Source organism: Halomonas sp. JB37, assembly GCF_002332255.1.
In the GTDB taxonomy this organism is placed as follows: Bacteria; Pseudomonadota; Gammaproteobacteria; order Pseudomonadales; family Halomonadaceae; genus Vreelandella; species Vreelandella casei.
This window is the reverse complement of the sequence record NZ_NRGW01000001.1, coordinates 865,283-884,993: the sequence shown is the minus strand read 5'-3', so window position 1 is coordinate 884,993 and position 19,711 is coordinate 865,283. Positions and strand designations below refer to the sequence as shown.

The following is a 19,711-nucleotide window of genomic DNA, read 5'->3' as shown; positions in this document are numbered from 1 at the left end:
ATCCTAGAATCAGTACTCAATACCAACAGCGTCATATACTTTGTGCAGCAACTCAGTCGTGACGATATCTTCATACTCTTTGTGCACCGGCATACTGGCTTTAATAAAGGCTTCGCGCTGCTCTGGGGTGAGTTCATTAATCGCGATTTCGTCTTTGATTTCTTCCATAATGGTTTCTTCATCCCGCAGCGTTAGCTCACGGGACGTGTCTCGACCATTATCAAAGGCTTCCAGCATGACCGCCTGCAGGTCTTCCGGCAGTGAGTCCCAGGAATCCTGGTTCATCACCGCAGCATAGGCGTGATAAGCATGACTGGTCAGCGAAAGGTAATCCTGAACTTCGTGGAAACGCATGGTGTAGATATTAGCCAGTGGGTTTTCCTGGCCCGACACTACCCCTTGCTGTAAGCCGTTATAAACCTCGGTAAAAGCCATTGCGGTCGCATTCGCACCCAGGTTTTGATACGTGGAGATGATGATGGGCGCTTGCATGGTGCGCATGCGAATATTTGCCATATCTTCGGGCGCTTCAATAGGGCGATCATTGTTAGTAATATGACGAAAACCTGCTCCCCAGAAGTTGATGCCAATCATATTATGGCCACTCAAAGTATCGAGAATTTCTCGGCCTACCTCACCATCAAGAGTTGTAACCATGGTGTCGTAATCTGCAATTAAGAACGGTAAATCCAAAATTTGCATGCGCGGTTCAAAGTTGCCTAACGTAGCCGTTGGTGGAATACCAATATCCACGAGCCCCATTTGAATCTGCTCGATAATTTCCACATCGCCGCCCACTTGAGCGGCAGGTAATACGTTGATTTGAATACGCCCGTCAGATTTTTCCTCTACCTCTTCTTTAAATTGCAGTGCCGCTTGGCCGTTAGGTGTCCCTTCAATTAGTACATGAGCAAAACTAAAGGTGTAATCGGCCGCCTGAAGTTGAGCTGCACTAAAAGAGGCCATTGCGATAGCAGCGGATAGGGTGACTTTTTTTAGTATTAGTTTCATGTCCAGCACCTTATTTAATTATGGTGGGTTACTTTTTTAGTGTTTTGTTACTGCATTTGAGCAAGATTAAGAGTCCACTCATGCCATCATGCGTTCCATCGCATTACCCAACGCTGCGCGCGGGGTACTACTCAGCAGTAAGGCAAGCGCGAGTCTTGCCTTACGTGCACTGATATCGTTGAGCGCTATCACTCCGGCCGACAATAAATCGTCGAGGCTACCGCTAAATTCATAGCTGGTGTTCACCGGTCCTTGAGCACAGCTGCTCACAACCGCTACGGGCACACCCGCGCTAACCAATTCCCTTATTGCGTTCATCCAGCTAGGCGGCACATGGCCACGCCCTAAACCATCAATTACTATCGCCTTTGCCCCACTCTCGACACAGACTTTCAATACGTCTGGTGAGGCATCCAAATAGGCTGTCAGTAGATCGACTCTTGGTAGCGGAAAGTCCCATCCTTCGATCGGGTTCGCCACCGCCGTTGCCGCGTGATAAAGCTTTACGCGCTGCCCATCGATATATCCCAACGGCCCGGCGCCGGGCGCATTAAAACCGTGCAGTTGGAAGCTGCTCATTTTTCGGGCATAGCGCGCAGTGAATAACGACTCGTTAAAAACCACCACACATCCATGCTGACGCAGCTGCGGGCTTGTCGCCGCCACAATGGCATCGCAGATATTTTTAAACGCGTCGGTGCCTAGCTGATGAGGTGCCCGCTGCGAACCAGTAATGACACAGGGTTTATCAGCTGGCAGCGTGAGTGACAGAAAGTAAGCGGTCTCTTCTAAGGTATCGGTACCATGAGTGATCACCAGCCCGTCCACATCCGGGCGTGCCAGCGCTTTTCGCCCTTGAAGATACAATTCAGCGAGATCAGCGAGGGTGATGGCGTTACTGGGTTTTTGCAGGATCGAAATAACTTCTACCGTGGTTTCGACCCCCTGCGGTAGCACTACACGCTCCAGCAGTTGCTCACCGTTTAATGCGCCTGACTGACTACGCCCTGATTCGCCAGGCTTACTGGCTATGGTGCCGCCCGTCGTCAACACCACGATGTGTTTTTTGGTCATGCAGGTTCTCGCATTTAATGTCTAATCTACTCTGACACCAGACATCAGATGTCTGATATCATGCTAGACCTAATAACGAGCTTTATGCAAGCAGCGCACATAAAACAATAAAAAATATGCATATTTCTTTTAAATATATGCAATCAAGCGTATTAAGCCGCTAGGCTTACGCTTTATTAGCATGTAATAAATACCGATGAGCCACGTGAGGCCCACATGAGTTTTAAACGCCAGCCCGAGACTACCCCCACGAACACGACTTCTTTTGGAGATTCGATGGAGCGCAGCTCAGTCGCGCTGCAACTACTTGAGCGCATCAAAAGCGCCTTGATACGCGGCGACCTAAAGCCGGGTGACTATTTACCTTCAGAAACTGAATTGACCCACAGCCTGGGCATTGGCAAATCAAGCGTGCGCGAAGCCATAAAAATGCTGCAAGCCATCGGCATTGTGGAAGTCAAACGTGGTCAGGGCACTATGATTCGCCGCGAGCCAGGCAAGCCGCTGGTAGATCCTATGGCCTTTGGGATGATTTTAGCGCGCGGTATGACGAGGGACGTGCTGGAATTTCGTAACATGTTTGAACCTGCGTATACCCTTCAAGCAATGGGCGAAGCAACGGCACTGGATCATCAGCTTATTCAGCAGAGTATCGACGCCATGGAAGAGGCTATTCGGTCAGGCGCTCAAACCGCTCAGCACGATATCGCCTTTCATCGCGCCATCTTGCACAGCACCCATAATCCCATGACCATTCGAGTGGGTGAAACGTTACTGCAACTGATTGAGGCCGCGCTGGAAACCTCAATGCGGTCGCTACCTGAAACCGCTTTAAAAGATCACAAAGCGATTTATAAAGCTTTCAAAGCAGGCGATAGCGCGGGCATTCATGCGGCGATTGCCGTTAGTAGCGACAGCTGGGAAACCAACCTTACCTATGAAGGCGACAGTGGATTGGGCACACCGTCAACTTAAGATTAAATCATCGTTAACACTTTAATTGACCGCATAAAGCCCTTCTCGACGCTTGGCGAGGATCACTAAAGCGGCACCAACGCTTTTAACGCGGTGCGGCGAAGGTGCTGCGTCAAACCGGCTAATAGGCGCCCGCCATTACGCCAGTAGTGCCAGTAAAGCGGCACATCGATGGAACGTCCTGGGATCAGCTCCACGAGCTTGCCTTGCGCTAATTCATCACGCACTTGCAGCTCCGGTACCATTCCCCAGCCAAACCCGCTCTCAAGCAAACGTACAAAGCCCTCAGAAGAGGGACACAGATGATAGGCAAAACTGCCCGTTACGCCAAACGTTGCTAAATAGCGATGCTGCAGTAAGTCATCTGCACCAAATACGATAGCGGGCGCCTGGGGTAAAACCTGCGCCCTAACGCCAGCTGCGAAATACCGCGCGATGAAGGCTGGGCTTGCCACGGCAAGATAGGGCATGATGCCAAGCACTTCGCTATTCGCCCCCGCCACCGGGCGCTCGGCGGCGCATACACAGCCCGCCACTTCGCCAGCGCGCATGCGCTTTAATCCCACTTCCTGATCTTCGACTACCAGTTCCAGCAGTACGTTTTGATGGGCGCAAAAATCGCCAACCGCCGCCGCCCACCACGTTGCCAAACTGTCAGCGTTGATCGCTAAACGTAGACGCTCCGGCATGGCGTCATCGAGCATTGGCACTTGGTCTTGAAGGTCGCGTTCAAGCAAGCGCACCTGCTGCACATGATTGAGCAATCGACGGCCAACATCGGTCGGCGCGGGCGGCGTCGCGCGAATCAGCACAGGCTGGCCAATACGTGCTTCAAGCAGCTTGATTCGCTGAGAGATAGCCGACTGCGACAACCCCAGCGCTTGTGATCCCCGCTCAAAACCACCCTGCTCGATGACTGCTGCTAACGCCGCCAATAATTTGTAATCAAGCAATTCATTTCCCTAATGGTATATCAGCAATATTCGTTTTCCTTATACACGCAGCGTCAGCACACTTACCAGCAATTTCATCAACATTAAGTAGGGCGCTATGTGGCAGGGTGTGTGGCAAAGTTATATCAACGGCCTACTGGTTGCTATCGGGCTAATTATGGCGATTGGTGCTCAAAATGCGTTTGTGCTCTCACAAAGCCTGCGCCGTGAATACCATCTAGCCGTAGCGTTGGTATGCATGGTTTGCGACGCGGTGCTGGTAGCCGCGGGCGTATTCGGATTGGCAAGCATATTGATGCAAAGCCCGCTTCTGCTCGCCATTGCACGCTGGGGAGGCATAGCTTTTCTGCTTTGGTACGCAAGCCAAGCACTGTGCCGCGCTTGGCGCCCCGTTACGCTTAAGGCAAACGACACGCAGGCGCGTTCTTTCCACTCGGTGATGCTGGCGACACTGGCCGTGACCCTGCTCAATCCGCATGTTTATCTCGACACAGTCGTGCTGATTGGCTCGCTAGGTGCCCAGCAGCCAGTTCCGAGCGCCTACGCATTGGGCGCAGCTAGCGGCTCGGCGCTATGGTTTAGCGCGCTATCCCTGGGAGCTTCCTGGCTAGCGCCCTGGCTATCAAGGCCGTTAACTTGGCGACTGATCGATATCGGCGTGGCCATTATGATGGCGACCATTGCCTTTCAGCTGCTTGTGGGTGGGTTTTAGAGCCATCGCCGAGTAGTTCGACGCTGTGCGCTACAGGGCTGAGGTTACACCCCCACCGGGCCACCATCGCGCTTCTGAATAACCACGGTCGCGGCCCGTGGGCGCACTTGGCCGCTGGCGGCAATGGTGGCGTCTTGAACCAGCGCGCCGCCGTCAGCGGGCCAGTTGCCGGGGTGCTGAATATTGATAAACAGCGCGGTTTTATCCGGCGTGGCAAAGATCCCGGTGACTTCACTGCCATTAGGCCCTACCGCGAAACGCTTTAGCTGCTGCTGATTGCTATTGTTAATTACCGGGCCGGTGCCTTGGATATCGCCCAGCCCGTTAGGTACTACCGCAAGCAATTGATCGTTTGTATATTCCGTTAACCCGCCATAGCCATTATCGGTTTGAATCCAAAGAATGCCCTGGCCGTAACCACGCTCGTCGAACCACAGCCCATCGGGGCTCGCGAACTGGTTCATTTCGCTCAGGCCAGAGTGGTTATCCACATCGCTTGCCGCGGCGCCAAACACAAACACTTCCCAGGTGAAGGCGTTCGGCAAGCGGCTTTCGCGCCAGCGGATAATATGCCCCGCTTCGTTATTGGCACGCGGGTTGGACGCATTGGTGGGCGCTGTGCCATAACCAACGCCTAACTGCTCAATGTCATCACCGGTATTGGTAAACGTCGGCGTGGTTTCTTCGGCGGTACGCTGAGTATTATTGGTCAGCGTGAGGTACACCTCGCCTGATGTAGGATCGACAGCCGCCCATTCTGGCCGGTCCATTGGTGTTGCGCCCATAAAATCCGCCGCATCACAGGTATTAATGATAATTCCTGCGTGGTCGTCGTCTGCCAAGCCCAGCGCCACGGCTAGCGTGCGGCCATCCTGCGTTGTCGCATCAGGCGTCAGCGCTAGCCACTCACCGCTGCCATCGGCATGGAAACGGGCCACATACAGCGTGCCGCTATCCATATATTTACTACCGATAGCCAGGCGGTCGTACTCTTCGCCGGGGCGGTTGGCATCAGCGGGGTTCCAGAGGGCGTCAGAGACGTATTTATAGACATACTCATTGCGCGAATCATGGCCAGAGTAGTAAACCACCGGCTGACCGGCTTTCAGCTTGCCCAGCCAGCAGCCTTCGTGGCGGAAACGGCCCAGTGCCGTGCGCTTAACGGCGAGCGCATCGCTATACGGGTCGACTTCCACCTGATAGCCAAACGAGCGCGCCTCGTTGCGATAGTCGTCAGCCGCGTGTTCACCTCTTGGAGTAATATCGAAACGGCCAAACTCATCGTTGTCCTCAGAGGCATCGCCTGCCGAGGTATCCCAGCCATAGCGGCTTTTATCGGTAGGAATACCGATGCGCGCATCGTCCTGGAAGCGTTCACCACGGTTAACGAAAATATCCGGCCAGTTCTCTTCGCAGGCAATATAGGTGCCCCAGGGAGTAACACCGTTGCCACAGTTATTGTTGGTGCCTCGGGTCTGCATGCCCGACGGTGAAAACTGCGTTTTGACGTAGTCGCTACCGGCAACAGGGCCTGCGATTTCCATCACCGTTGCGCTGGTAAAGCGGCGGTTATACGACGAGCCCGGCACATGTGCCCAGTGGCCGTTAGCGTCTTTCTCAACTTCAACCAGGGTGACACCATGGGCGTTGATTTCGGTGCGTGACTCATCGGCGGGCCGCTTACCGCTTTCTGCATTAGTCGGACCACCCTGAGGTGCCCACAGCGCTTCTTGATCGATATATTCATTATTGAGCGCCAGTACAAATCGGCGCGATGCGTTATCGGCATCCAGCGCAAATCCAGCCATACCGTCATGGTGCATGCCTACGCTCGCTGCCTGGCGATCAGGCGTCATCGGCTGGTCAGCCTGCCAGGTGTCGCCGTCGTTTAGCGGCGTACCCCAAGGTACTAGCACCTGTGCCACATAGCCTTCTGGCACCACGATAGCATCAGTTAGCGACCCGCGAACCGCTTCAAACGCCAGCGTCAGCGGTGTTTTTTGCGTGCCGTTTGAGGCAAGTGCCTGAGCGGCACCACCAAAACTAAGCATTGAGGCCGCCGCCATGCTTAAGCCGCCACGCATCACATCGCGTCGAGATACATGTTTTGCTAATACGGCTGCGAACGGTTTATTGCGGCTTGTGTTAAGCAGACGGTGATCTTCGATCTCTTTACTCATGCTGGGTCTCCCTCTTATCGTTTTAAGCTAACGATTGAATTTCAAGAGACTCTAGCTGAGCTAAATGACAGCGCGATGACGGTCTGCCTGCCTGTATATAGGTAAATTAAAGACACCTTTTGGCGCAGTTGCTGCCATTAGTCGCATGACAATAAGCGTTTACCTTCCAAAGCCTATTGAGTGGCATTCTCAACTCTGTTAAATTAACGCTAATAGTTATCATTAACACAGGAGTCATTATCGCATGCAGTTTCCCGACAAGGGCGCTGAGCAACGCCATGCACCAGTAGTGGCGCCTATCGTGGCGCGTGAAGTGGAGAGTAAAGAGCTGCTGGGCAGCGCTGGCCAGCTGATTATTCATCATGAACAAAGACGCTATATCTTGCGGCGCACCAAAAGCGGCAAGTTAATCCTTAACGCATAAGCACACCCTAATTTTAAAAACTAATACAGCAACAGCCAGCCATATTGCAGCCTGACTGCACTCAGCCAGCGATGTCTTCCACCTCTCTTTGTTGGAACTATCCGGCTCATGAAATACACATGCGCGTTCAGCGGCCTTTGCCTCACTCTTTTCCCTCTACTCGCCGCTTTTGCAGACGATGCAGAACTTAATCCGGTAACGGTGACGGGCACTCGCGCGCCGACGGACCTCTCTCGGGCACCGCTGATTATCGACATCATTAACCGCAATGATGCGGTGCTAGCAACGGCTAGCCGAGTGGAAGACATCCTTAGCCGCCAGCCGGGGCTGCATGTCGCTGGCCAGGGACGCCGCAACGGTCAGACGCTGAGCATGCGTGGTTTTGGTCGTTCAGGCGTGCTGGTACGTTTAGACGGCGTGCGGCAGGATATTTCGACGGGCCATGTCGGCAACTTTTTCCTCGACCCTGGCTTAATTCAGGAAGTACAGGTAGCTCGCGGTGCCCTCTCCAGCTTATACGGCAGCAATGCGATGGGGGGTGTGGTCAGCTTTACGAGCGTTGATGCCGATGACCTGCTGGCACCTGCCGAAGACAGCGGCGTACGCCTTTCCGTTGGTGGCGCCACCGCTAGCGATGAATTACGCGGCAGCCTAACGGCCTTTGGCCGCCGCGATACCGCCAACGGCAAGGTGGATGGCTTATTTTCAGTCGGCCGCAGTGAGTCAGGCGATATTCGCCGCGCCGGTGGCGATCAAGCAGAGGAAGATGCCACCCTCAACAGCCTGCTGCTAAAAGGCGGCTGGGAGCCAAGCGACGACCAGCGAGTATTTATCAGTTGGCAGCATTACGATGAGCGCGCGACTCAGCCTGCCAACCCGCAGCAGCTTTCAACAGATGGCAGCAACCCACTGCGCGACCGCGATGTTGAAAGCAATAACGTGCAGCTTGGCCATCGCTGGCAGCCTGGCGCCGCGACCGAGATCACCTCGCGGCTAACCTTTAGCCAGCAGGATATTGATGAGCCCCAGGCCAGCCGCTCATTAGAACGTATCGGCTTGCAAAGCGATGGCTACCATCGTATGGATCACGGCTGGCTCTCCCAAACGCTGGTGTTCGGCGCCGAACTGGAACAGGCCCGCCAGCGCCCGGACGGCGAAGCCAACGGCTTCCCAAAAGCCGATATTGATACCCAAGCCGCGTATTTAGATACCACGCTAACGGCGGGGCGCTATTTGTCTGATGGCGGCGCGGGTCAGTTTGATGTTGGTTTGGGTGCGCGCTTTGATCGCTACGACGCTACCGGGCAAGACGATGGTGACAGTGTCCATGATCAAGTATCGCCACGCTTTCGTCTTGCCTGGCGTCCTGATGATGCGCTGATGCTGTTCTCTGGCTACGCCGAGGCTTTCCGCGCACCTAGTCTCTCCGAGCTTTACGCCAACGAGCGTCATTTTGCCGGTTTCTGCGCCGGGCCATTTTTCTGCACCCCGGACAACTACTGGATACCCAACCCCAATCTTTCCCCCGAAACCAGCACCACGTGGGAAAGCGGCGTGGTCTGGCACCAGGGCGATTGGCAGGTACGCGCCAGCTATTTCGACACCCGCGCGGACGACTTTATCGACACTCAGGTCGACATCATGGCAGGCACTACCCAGGCGGTGAACATTCAACGTGCTCAGCTATGGGGCTATGACGCCCGCGTGACATGGCAGCCTAGCGCTCTCCCATCACTGACCAGTTTTGCCGGCCTTTCGGAAGTCTCCGGCAAAGACCGCGACTCTGGCGACCCACTGGGCAGCCAAACACCGCTAGAAGCAACGCTGGGCAGTGAGCTGGCGCTCTATGGCAGCCATATTCGCCTAGGCTGGCAAAGCCGATTCGCTCAATCCTTCGATAAGCAGGGCGACGACGAGCGTCTACCTGGCTACGGCCTTCACGATTTACATCTTGCCTGGCGTCTTACTCCGGCCGTTGACACTTCACTGCGGCTCGCCAATGCAGGCGACAAAGTGTGGTACCGCCCCGATGGCAGTCTAGGCGATGGGCGCAGCCTGTTCGCGACGCTCAACTGGCAGTGGTAACCAAGATAGTCATCAACCCACTCAGTGACCTATGCAGAGGTAAGTCATGATTGAGTCTCAACAAATCGCTATTTCCGAAGCTTTCGACGCGGCGCGAGCGGCCCAGCCACGGCTACCCGCGATTGACATTGCCGAGCGCTTAGCGATTAGCGAAGGCGAACTCCAGGCCGCCCGCCTCGGGCGCGATGTGTGGACGCTACCCTTAGCACCGAATGAACTTGCCGCTTACCTACCCCAACTGGGCTGTGTTAAAGCGCTCACCCGCTCTCGCTTAGCAGTACTCGAGCAAAACGGCGATTACCCTGAACTAAACGGCGGGCCGCAAACGGGGCTGCTGCTTGGTCCCGGCGGCTTAGATCTAAGACTGCTCTATTCCCACTGGCACTGGGCCTGCTTAATTCGGGACACGATGCCGCCACTCGAAGGCAAAGAGACATGGCGCTGGAGCATTCAGGTGTTTGATCGCCATGGGCGCGCTATCCACAAATGCTTTGCCCTCGAAAACCCGCTGCCGCGTCCTTGGGGCGAGCTAATGGCCATGGGCAATAGAGATTCGCCGGCCTTTACCCAGTTAGCGCCACGCTTACCGCGACAGCTTCCCGACGCGCCCTCTCTCGCCAGCGAGTGGAGCGCGATGCGCGATGTCCACCAATTTTTCACGCTACTGCGACGGCATCAATTAGAGCGTATCGAGGCCAACACACTCATGGAAGGTCGTTTCACCCGAGCCTTGCCTACCAATGTACTAGAAACATTACTCACCCAGGCGAGCCAACAAGCACTGCCGCTGATGCTCTTTGTGGCAAGCCCCGGCTGCGTGCAGATACGTACGGGCATCGTCCCTCCTCCGCAGCGCGCCCGCGGTTGGCTGAACCTATTTGGCGATCAATTCACCCTGCACATTGATGACACGGCGATTAATCACATCTGGCAAGTCAGCAAGCCCAACCGTGACGGCGGCGTTACCAGCATTGAAGCTTTCGATAGTGAAGGGACTCTTGCGCTACAAATTTACGCTAAACGCCAAGAAGGTCAGGCAGAAAGGCGGGACTGGCGGCAGCTACTAAGCACGCTGGAAAGCTGTGCGGAGGTCGCATGACTCAGCAGCGCATGGCTTCCCGCTTGGTGGCCATGATGACACTGGCATGGCTGTGTGCGGGCACGCCTCTCGCCCATGCCGACGATCAACCGTCGACTAACGAGCGCTGGGTAGTCCTCGGTGGTGATATCGCCGAAACACTGACCGCACTGGGTGCCGAGGCCAACGTGATCGCTCGCGACGATACCGTCCTTTATCCCCCGGCCATGGCTGACTTACCTTCGGTGGGTTACTTACGCCAGCTCTCTGCGGAAAGCGTGCTGTCGGTTCAGCCTGACCGCGTGCTGGCCGCCGAGCATGCCGGCCCGAAAGAAGTGCTGGAACAGCTGACGGCAGTAGGGGTAGCTATCGACATTATCGCAGCCCCCAACACGCTAGAGGCTATTCCTGCCAAGGTCCGCGCGGTGGCACAGCAGATTAATCGTCAACGTGAGGGAGAGCGGCTAGCAGTGTCTTTAACCGCAAAGCTGGAACGCCTAGCCGCGCTGCCTGCACTGCCACCGACCCGTGCCATGTTTGTGATGCAACATAGTGGGCTGACGCCTAGGGTGGCGGGAAGCGGCACGGCAGCCCATACCGCCTTAGAGGCCGTTGGGCTAGAAAACGCGTTTTCAGCCATGCAGGGCTACCACAATGTGGGCGCTGAAGCGCTGGCGAAAGAGGCCCCCGAGCTGATAATTATGTCGCAGCGCGGGTTAGATGCGCTAAGTGGCGAAACGGCGCTGTGGCAGCTACCGGGAATGGCATTAACGCCAGCAGGCCAGGCGCAGCGCTTGATACCCATTGATGACCAGGCGCTGCTCGGCTTTGGCCCCCGTGCGCCGGATCAACTACTCGCGCTGCGCCAACAGGTAGAAGCGTTATTAACCGCGCCAACGACGGCGCGGGTTAATCAATGAGCATTAGCCTAAGCGCGCACCGTCACCGCACTTGGCTGCCGGCCAGCCGCGCTCCGCGCGTTCTTATGGGCTTAACCATCGCGCTGATCATCGCCTTAATGTGGGGCGCGGCCTCGGGTGCGCTGGGCATTTCTCCCTGGGCGCTGATGAGTGGTAACGCCAGTGAGCTCAGCGTGCAGGTGTGGTGGCAGTTGCGCTTACCCCGGCTGCTGCTAGGCGTTGCCGTTGGTGCCATGCTGGCAGGCAGCGGCGCCGCCATGCAGGGCTTGTTTCGTAATCCGCTGGCCGACCCCACGCTGCTCGGCCTGGCCAGCGGCGCGGGACTCTTTGTCGCGCTGTGGATCGTACTGTTTCAAGGCAGCGCGATGGGCAGTCTTTATGGACAGTTTGCCGCCGGATTCTTAGGTGCATTAAGCGTCTGTGTCATCGTCTTTGGCTTAGCTAAACGCCAAGGCGGCAGCAGTGCTGCGGTCATGACGCTGCTGTTAGCGGGCCTGGCGATTAACACGTTGGCAGGCGCCGGTGGCGGCGTGCTGGCCTTTATCGCCAACGACGAACAGCTGCGCCAACTCAGTTTATGGGGCATGGGTACGCTCACTAACGCGTTATGGCGTACTACCGCCATCGCGCTGGTACTGATTAGCATTGCGCTATGGATGCTGTTGCGCAGCGCCAGCGAACTCGACCTGCTGCAGCTTGGCGAATCCACCGCCCATGCGGCAGGGCTGGATGCCTCGCGCCTCAAGCGTCGCGTCGTCGTCGCCACCTCGTTAGGCGTCGGGCTGTGCGTTGCACTGACCGGTGTCATTGGTTTTCTTGGCCTGCTCGTTCCCCACTGTCTGCGTCTGTGGCTAGGGCCCAGCCATCGCCTGCTGCTACCCGCGTCAATGCTGGGTGGCGCACTACTGTTGGTCGTCGCCGACACGCTGGCGCGCACGCTAGGCGCACCGGCAGAGATTCCAGTGGGTCTGCTCACGAGCCTCCTGGGTGGGCCTTACTTCCTTTACTTATTGATGCGTCGGAGCCCGTCATGCTGACCCTGCATAAAGCGGGATTATCGACGACGCCCTCCTTAGTCCCTATCGACGACACCCTTCGCCCTGGTGAGCTACTCGCTATTGTCGGGCCCAACGGCGCCGGTAAAAGCACGCTACTCAGCATGTTGTCAGGCTATCGCTCTTGCGAGGAGGGCGAAGTACGTCTGGATGGTCGTTTACTACAGGAATGGGAGATAGATGCCCTGGCCAGCCGCCGTGCGCTGGTCGCACAGCAAGAACCGCTGGGCTTTGATTGGCGAGTGGAGGAGTTAGTGTGCTTAGGCTGCAACCCAGAAAAGGCGCTCATTGCCGAACTGCTCGATGACTTAGATCTCATCCATCTTGCTAAGCGCAGTGCGCTTACGCTTTCCGGCGGCGAACGCCAGCGTGTCATGGTCGCACGAGGCGCCTGCCAGATTCTCTCCAGACGCTCGGCTACCGCCAAGGATGGGGGGCTTCTGCTACTGGACGAACCGACAAGCGCACTGGACATTGGCCAACAGCAGCGGCTCATGCGCCAACTGCGCGTCTGGGCGGAACAGCACCAGATGGCGATCGTCTGTGTGCTACACGACCTGAATCTGGCCAGCATCTACGCTGACCGGGTGTGGTTGCTCAATAAAGGCCAGCGCATTAGCCACGGCTTACCAAACCAGGTGCTTAGCCTCGACACTATCGCTGACATTTATGCAGCGGAACTCCAGCTCATTCGCGCCAGCCCTGCAGCGGCGCCTTTTCTTGCCCTTAGACCTTGATGCTTTTATTTATGTTATGAGCGAGCTTCGCATGACTAAGCCCCCTGCTGTGCTGCTGCGTATGTTTCTCAACGAAAGGCACCTTCTCGTTAAACGCATCAAGCAAGTCGTTGGAAGTACTAGTGTCGCAGAAGACTTAGCGCAGGACACGTTCGTAAAGCTGTGGCAGCGCTCCTCCAAAGACACCGATACCGCGGGTTTGCTGCACCGTACTGCGCAAAATTTAGCGTTGGACTATTTGCGCTCTCAGGCAGTACGGCGGCGTTACCAAACTAATGAACTAAATGCTGCTGATGAGCCGCCTCAGGCACCAAGCCCAGAGCAAATAGCGAATACGATGCAACAGTGGCAGCGGCTTACAGAGCAACTCAACGACTTACCGCCAAGGACAAAGCGTGTCTTCTTACTTAATCGCATTGAAGGTGAGACCTATAAAGCGATTGCTGAACGCCTTGGCATTTCTATTAGCACCGTTGAAAAAGACATGATGCGGGCAATGCGCCTGTGTCGTGAATGGAAACGACAATCAATTAATGAGGAAGAAGCAACGGCTAAACGTTGTATTAATAATAACAAGCCATGTATTCAGAAAGGGCTAGATCGTGACTAAGCCAAATGAACCTACACGCCAGCAAACGCAAGAGCCTATTGATGACGACGACGTCATTGATGAGGCCACCGCTTGGCACCTAAAAATTAAAGACGAAAGCGCAACACCACAAGATCATCAGGCTTTTCAAGTTTGGTTAAACGCCATCCCCAGCCATTATCAAGCCTACCAAGAGGCAGTGCATCTTTGGCAAGCGATTGAAGCCCCTGCTCGCCTTCTTGCTATTCAGTCATCACCCTCCAAACCCACACGGGTAACGGAACGAGCACGGGGATGGGGATGGGCAGCGGCTGCGCTGTGCGTACTGTGCTTGCTGCTAAGTTTTGAATTATGGCGTGAGCCCGGTCACTGGGATCACCTAATGGCTGCGACGATAACAGCACCAGGGCAAACACAGCACCTCCAACTGACCGATGGTTCAACGCTGCTACTTGATGGCAATAGCGCGATAAAGGCTGATTTTAAACAGACGCAAAGGGGATTAACGCTACGCCGCGGTCGCCTCTGGATTGATGTCGCCAAAGATGCTCAGCGACCGTTCCTCATTACGGCGGGGGACACCTTAGTGCGCGTTATAGGCACTCACTTTTCGGTAATGCGTAGCGGCGATCGTGTCACCGTCACGGTGGAAGAGGGGCAAGTAGCGGTCAGCGACAACCTGGACCACCAAGCCATGCTAGTGGGAGGCCAGCAAATTGCCTTGCAAGGTGGTGCACTTGGCCCAGTCTCAACAGTGGCAATCCCCCTGACGCGCGCCTGGAAGGAGGGAAGAATAATTTTTGACGATGCTGAAATCGGCGAGGTCGTGGCACAGCTTGAACGCATGCTACCAGGGCGTGTACTTCTTGATAATCAAGCATTTTCCGAGCTTCGTCTCTCTGGCAGTTTTCATGCCAACCAACCAGCTGCACTAATTGAAACATTAACCGATGTGTTTGGCATCACGGTGCATCACCTGCCTGGCAATCTGCTTTGGCTACGCCCCACCCATACCAGTTGATAACGCTAAGAGTAGCCAATGCAGTGTTAGTTGCCGGATACAAATTACTAACCTTGCCGTTTTTATCCACCCACAGCAGCGAGTTCATCATGGAAGCACTTTTCTCCCCGACCAAAGGGGCAAACACTCTCCCGTTAAGCAAACGGCTAAAACTTGATACACATGCGGCACATGAGCGTGTTGATGAAGCCATTATGGCGCTATCCCCATTTTCCAGCCTAAAAGGTTACCAGCGTTTTCTTATAGTTCAGTACCAATTTCAACGCCGCACAGCACCTCTTTATCATCAGCAAAATCTGGGGGCTTGGTTGGAAGGGCTGCCCGAGCGTTGCCGTTACGACGCAGTGATTAGCGATTGCCAAGACCTAGCCCTTAGCCTAAACGATTTAAAGACTCTCTCCCCCGAACCGACTATCGATTCCCAGGCAGCAGCGCTTGGTTGGCTCTATGTGAATGAAGGCTCGAACCTGGGAGCCGCCTTTTTGCTCAAGTACGCCAGCCAACTAGGACTCTCTGCTAGCTTTGGCGCCCGGCACCTTGCACCCAGCGATTCAGGGCGAGGCCTCCATTGGCGGAGCTTTACCGCCCAATTGGATGCCATATCACTGTCAGACGAACAAACAAACCAGGCACTAAGCGGCGCGAGAGAAGCATTTCAGTTCGTCAAATCGCTGGCCTCAATAGCACTAAATAACCAATAGAAAAATAGCGCTGTAAGACGCTTTCATTAACATGGCACCACAGGGAATTTCAATGACTCAAACTATACAAGGACAACCATTCAACTTACTTACTCGCAGTCTTCCCATCGCATCTTTGCTACTCAACTGGTGGGCAGCCAGCCTGTGTATCGTCACATTATTCAGTGGATGCTTAGGCACTCTTTATGGGCTCTTCCAGGAGACCCTGGAGGTTTGGCTTTCACTGCTCCTCGCGGTAGGAGCGGGTGCTCTATTGCATAGTGTGGTGATCGTACTCGCATTAACCATTTGCGTAATAGCCGAACCAACCACCTAACGTAAGCCATATAAATCACAGGTTTTTAGAAATAGTTGTCTAAAAAACTGTTTTTTCATGATGGAAACCGTCCCTGCAAACGTTAATGATTATACAAACGATTATTATTAGCGTAACAATGGAGCGTTATTTCAATGCATTTTAAGGTTTTTTCCCGATCCCCAATCACTGCCGCTGTGATACTGGGCCTGCTTGCCGCGCAAACTCAGGTACTGGCACTGGCACAGGCCCAGCCCTCTGTACCGAACTCATCCAAGGCGACGCAGCAAACCCCGTTACAACAGCGCTACACGTTCGACCTGCCCGAGCAGCACCTGCTCTACTCGCTCGGTGAGTTCACCAGCATCACCCAGATTTCCGTCGTTCGCCAGGATGGCCAGCCCATCGACGGCACCGCCCCTGCCTTACGCGGCGAAATGACCGCCGATGAAGCACTTCGCACACTGCTAGCCGACTCGTCACTGACCATTTCATACCGCAATGGCAGAACAGCGGAACTGCTGGAGCCAGCAACCTCGCTTACAGTGGGCAACCAAACAGCCTTTAGCACTCTGACGGTATCAGCTGATCGTATTGGCGATAACTGGGTCTATCACGAACCACGTTCGGTGAGTGTTATCAGCCGGGAACAGATTGATCGAACGCCGCCTCGCCATGCCGCCGATATGTTGCAGGAGACCCCGGGTGTCTACAGTGCGGTCAATGCCCAGGACCCAGGACTGTCGGTTAATATCCGCGGCATGCAGGATTTCGGACGCGTCAACATGATGGTTGACGGCATGCGCCAGAATTTCAACGATAACGGTCACCAGCAGCGCAACGGCACGATGTATGTTGACTCAGAACTATTGTCGGATGTGGTGATCGAGAAAGGCGCCAGCACGGGTGTACATGGTGCAGGTGCCATCGCCGGTAGCGCCAACTTCCGCACCATCGATGTAGATGATGTTCTTTTACCGGGTAAAGATATCGGCGTGCGCTTACGCGGCATGACCGGCGTAGGTGGCGAAGGCAATGGAGTCAACTTTATTGGTAGCGCGGCTGTGGCCGGGCGCCTTGGCGATCGCTGGGAACTACTGGCGGCACGCAGCAACCGTAATTTCGGCGAATATGCGCCTGGCCGTCGGCGCCCTAATTACGATTTCTTGACAGTCGGCGTGCAGGACCAATTTCACCAAGAACTCCAGCAAGATGTAGAGCGCGTTCGGTTTACCGACAACGAGCAAGACTCGAACCTGTTCAAAGCGCGTTTTCATATCGATGACGATCAGTCGCTAACGTTTTCCTACTTAGGCACCGAACTTTCTTACAACAACGTCTCTGACCGGCAGGTCTTACGAGCCGGAGAGGTAGTCGACGGCGATAATGCCTGGCGCCGCTTTGGCGATGCCAATACCACCTCCGATTCGGTCAGCCTGCGCTATAACCTTAACCCCTCCTCCCCTCTGCTTAACCTGGAGGCTAACGCCTACTTCGTTTCAACAGAAGGGCAGCGTTATACCGAAGCTGGCCGGCCTGTGGTTCAGGGTGGCACCAACATGACCGAGCTGGCCTGGATGATAGGCGTCTGCGAGACCAATCCGGTTCAGGATATGTACTACAACGCCTGCCGGGCGGGTCTGGATAACAATAACCGCACTCAAATCGATACCTACGGCTTTACACTGGAGAATACAGCGCGCTTTTCACTGGGAGGAATGGATGGCTTTTCCTCTAACCACGGGATCGAATACTTTATCGATAAAGGCGAATCGACGACGACGCAAGAGCGCGGTGGCCGTCAGTTTGGCGCTAACGACAACACCATGCAGCCCAACGGCGAACGCAGCATTGCCAGCGCCTTTGGTAACTTACAGTGGGAAAATGAGGCCTTTACCCTGGCGGCAGGGCTTCGCTACGACTACTACAAGCTTAAGGGATCAACAAAGTTGCCTGGAGTAGAGTGGACTTACTATGACCGCTATGCCAGGGCTTCGCGGTACGCAGAGAATCAGTTGGCAAGTCGAACCAGAAATTGTCATAACCCCTCCCCCGGTTCAAGTGAGCGCTCGATACAGATGGCTTGCGATAGCCTTGCTGCTTTTGAAGGCTACGCCAACGACCCAACCACTCTCCCCAACTATGAGACACATTGGCGTTACGAACCTACTTGGTTATCGGACACTGTGATGCAAGATTACGACGTCGATAACAGCATGGATAAGTTGCTGCCTACATTATCCGCAGCCTATCGCCCCAATGAGAACGTCGAGCTATTTGCTAATTGGGGCCGCGGCTGGCGGCCACCCGCACTCACAGAAACACTAATGCAGGGCAGCCACCCCGGCGACCCCTTCGCGGTGATGTTCCCTAATCCCCACGCCCAGCCGGAAACCTCACGCAGTTGGGATGTTGGCGCCAACTTTACCGCCCAGGACCTGTTTAAAAGTGGGGATCGCTTCTTCAGCAAGCTCTCCTACTACGACACCCGGGTGGACAACTACCTGATCACCTCCATGGTTAACGTGATGCCAGGGCAGCAAGGGGGGCTGGGCCACACCATGTTCGTGCCCAACCTGCTACCGATGAACTTCCGTGGCTTGGAGCTGGAGATCGATTACGACGCCGAACGTTGGTACACCCAGGCCAATTATACCCATGTACTGGGTAGCGATAATCAGTTCTGCCAGAAGATCTATCCATTGGGCAGCGGTAATATCCGCGAAGATATACCGGATGAGAACGGCAACTACTCTGACGCTCACTACGAAGCCATCGAGGCTGGCTACGACTCTTATGAGGCCATGCGAGATGACCTGACCTATTGCGGTATCGACGTGATCGGTATGAACAGCGCCCGTCAGTTGCCGATGGATCGCGGCAGTCTGGTATTCGGCACCCGCTGGTTCGACCAGCGCCTGGATGTGGGCACACGCCTTAACTATAGCGCCGCAGGCGGGCCAGAAGATTTCGACTTCGACCTATGGCCCAGCTACGTCACCTGGGATCTGTTTGCCAGCTACCAAGTCAACCCTAACCTGCTACTACGCGCCACCATGCTTAACGTGCGTGATCGCAACTACGTCACCGGCTACTCGGATATTTTCTCCAAGAGTTACGGGGCGGGCCGCACCCTAATGGCCGGGGCAGAACTGCGTTTTTAATTTAATGGCAGCGCGATTGTGTTGCTAACGAATATGCCCGTTCAGTGGGCATGCAGGGCAGATAACTAACGTTATCTGCCAATCACGGCCTCAAGGCCAACATTGATAGATCAAGGAGACTGAAAATGTCCATTAGCTATACTTATGATGAAGCCTATTTCCCTGATACGTTTTCAACCGGCACGCTAGAATTCCTGTTAACAGAGTTTCAAAAGGAGGGAGCCGGTGGAGAGCACAGCGACGATAACCCAGGTGGTATCAATACTGGAGGATTCTTCACCAACGGAGTTAACTCAGGCTTGGCGGGCGATACTTACGCTATGGCCAACAATGATGGCGACTTCGCTTTCTCCGCCACTGGCAGCCTTTCCTATAACTTCGCTGACCATGCACTGACGGGCACCTTGACGGGGCTTACGTTGGGTGCGGGCCTTAATAATGGGGAAGTGATCAACGATTTCATCACCTTTACCTTCGACGATCCCATCGTCGCCAGCCATAACGGTCGTGGCAACGAAGTGCACGACATCATCTGGGGCTTGATGAACGGCTCGGTGGAAGGTGCCGATGACAGCGCTGGCACTGGCACCAACGGCGGCTTATTGGCGGTGCTGGACGATGCAGGCCTTCTCGGTGATGCCATCCCAGCTTCCGTCACTGGTGTCTCTACCAGCGAATTCGATTTCGCCCTGGCTGCGTGAGCAACGCCATCGCTATAAACACCTAATAAAAAAGGC

At 55.1% G+C, this 19,711-nt stretch carries 17 protein-coding genes; 13 read left to right on the top strand and 4 right to left on the bottom strand.

Annotation, left to right across the window (positions count from 1 at the left end; genetic code table 11):
- Positions 1–9 precede the first annotated feature (9 nt).
- Together CIK78_RS04240 and CIK78_RS04235 are read right to left on the bottom strand one after the other, a co-directional pair.
- The gene (locus CIK78_RS04240) at positions 10–1,011 is read right to left on the bottom strand and encodes a DctP family TRAP transporter solute-binding subunit (RefSeq protein WP_096277528.1); all 1,002 of its coding nucleotides are present in this window, start codon (positions 1,009–1,011) and stop codon (positions 10–12) included.
- Positions 1,012–1,089: 78 nt separating this feature from the next.
- The gene (locus CIK78_RS04235) at positions 1,090–2,085 is read right to left on the bottom strand and encodes an asparaginase (protein ID WP_096277526.1); all 996 of its coding nucleotides are present in this window, start codon (positions 2,083–2,085) and stop codon (positions 1,090–1,092) included.
- Between the two features lie 276 nt (positions 2,086–2,361).
- Here CIK78_RS04235 and CIK78_RS04230 point away from each other — a divergent pair, with 276 nt between their 5' ends.
- The gene (locus tag CIK78_RS04230; protein WP_226938567.1) at positions 2,362–3,060 is read left to right on the top strand and encodes a FadR/GntR family transcriptional regulator; all 699 of its coding nucleotides are present in this window, start codon (positions 2,362–2,364) and stop codon (positions 3,058–3,060) included.
- A 65-nt stretch (positions 3,061–3,125) separates the two neighbouring features.
- Here CIK78_RS04230 and CIK78_RS04225 read toward each other — a convergent pair whose 3' ends face one another.
- Complete coding sequence (locus tag CIK78_RS04225; protein ID WP_096277522.1) at positions 3,126–4,013, bottom strand: LysR family transcriptional regulator ArgP; 888 nt, start codon at positions 4,011–4,013, stop codon at positions 3,126–3,128.
- 97 nt (positions 4,014–4,110) lie between these two features.
- Between CIK78_RS04225 and CIK78_RS04220 the strand changes: the two genes are divergently transcribed.
- Positions 4,111–4,725 carry a LysE/ArgO family amino acid transporter gene (locus CIK78_RS04220; RefSeq protein ID WP_176483359.1) on the top strand — a complete coding sequence of 205 codons (615 nt, stop codon included), beginning with the start codon at positions 4,111–4,113 and terminating at the stop codon, positions 4,723–4,725.
- 44 nt (positions 4,726–4,769) lie between these two features.
- Here the strand turns inward: CIK78_RS04220 and CIK78_RS04215 are convergent, their stop codons facing one another.
- Entirely contained in the window at positions 4,770–6,905 is a 2,136-nt protein-coding gene (locus CIK78_RS04215; RefSeq protein ID WP_096277520.1) for an alkaline phosphatase PhoX, read from the bottom strand.
- Positions 6,906–7,149: 244 nt separating this feature from the next.
- Between CIK78_RS04215 and hemP the strand changes: the two genes are divergently transcribed.
- The 11 genes from hemP (at position 7,150) to CIK78_RS04155 (ending at position 19,675) form a co-directional block, all read left to right on the top strand.
- The gene (gene hemP, locus CIK78_RS04210; protein WP_096277518.1) at positions 7,150–7,329 is read left to right on the top strand and encodes a hemin uptake protein HemP; all 180 of its coding nucleotides are present in this window, start codon (positions 7,150–7,152) and stop codon (positions 7,327–7,329) included.
- A gap of 108 nt (positions 7,330–7,437) precedes the next feature.
- The gene (locus CIK78_RS04205; protein ID WP_096277516.1) at positions 7,438–9,414 is read left to right on the top strand and encodes a TonB-dependent receptor; all 1,977 of its coding nucleotides are present in this window, start codon (positions 7,438–7,440) and stop codon (positions 9,412–9,414) included.
- Positions 9,415–9,460: 46 nt separating this feature from the next.
- Positions 9,461–10,513, top strand: a complete 1,053-nt coding sequence (locus tag CIK78_RS04200) for a ChuX/HutX family heme-like substrate-binding protein (protein ID WP_096277514.1) — start codon at positions 9,461–9,463, stop codon at positions 10,511–10,513.
- Complete coding sequence (locus CIK78_RS04195) at positions 10,510–11,412, top strand: ABC transporter substrate-binding protein (RefSeq protein ID WP_225734171.1); 903 nt, start codon at positions 10,510–10,512, stop codon at positions 11,410–11,412. The genes CIK78_RS04200 and CIK78_RS04195 overlap by 4 nt, the downstream gene beginning before the upstream one ends.
- Positions 11,409–12,449 carry an iron ABC transporter permease gene (locus CIK78_RS04190; protein WP_096277512.1) on the top strand — a complete coding sequence of 347 codons (1,041 nt, stop codon included), beginning with the start codon at positions 11,409–11,411 and terminating at the stop codon, positions 12,447–12,449. The genes CIK78_RS04195 and CIK78_RS04190 overlap by 4 nt, the downstream gene beginning before the upstream one ends.
- Entirely contained in the window at positions 12,443–13,204 is a 762-nt protein-coding gene (locus tag CIK78_RS04185) for an ATP-binding cassette domain-containing protein (protein WP_096277510.1), read from the top strand. The genes CIK78_RS04190 and CIK78_RS04185 overlap by 7 nt, the downstream gene beginning before the upstream one ends.
- Before the next feature lie 31 nt (positions 13,205–13,235).
- Positions 13,236–13,814, top strand: coding sequence for an RNA polymerase sigma factor (locus CIK78_RS04180; protein WP_176483358.1), 579 nt, complete (start codon positions 13,236–13,238; stop codon positions 13,812–13,814).
- Complete coding sequence (locus CIK78_RS04175; RefSeq protein WP_096277506.1) at positions 13,807–14,814, top strand: FecR domain-containing protein; 1,008 nt, start codon at positions 13,807–13,809, stop codon at positions 14,812–14,814. Before CIK78_RS04180 ends, CIK78_RS04175 begins: the two co-directional genes overlap by 8 nt.
- Positions 14,815–14,903: 89 nt before the next feature.
- Positions 14,904–15,515 (top strand): biliverdin-producing heme oxygenase, encoded by a 612-nt coding sequence (locus tag CIK78_RS04170; protein ID WP_096282253.1) that lies wholly within the window; start codon positions 14,904–14,906, stop codon positions 15,513–15,515.
- A gap of 450 nt (positions 15,516–15,965) precedes the next feature.
- Entirely contained in the window at positions 15,966–18,974 is a 3,009-nt protein-coding gene (locus tag CIK78_RS04160) for a TonB-dependent receptor (RefSeq protein WP_096277502.1), read from the top strand.
- Between the two features lie 125 nt (positions 18,975–19,099).
- The gene (locus tag CIK78_RS04155; RefSeq protein ID WP_096277500.1) at positions 19,100–19,675 is read left to right on the top strand and encodes a heme acquisition protein HasAp; all 576 of its coding nucleotides are present in this window, start codon (positions 19,100–19,102) and stop codon (positions 19,673–19,675) included.
- Positions 19,676–19,711: the final 36 nt, after the last annotated feature.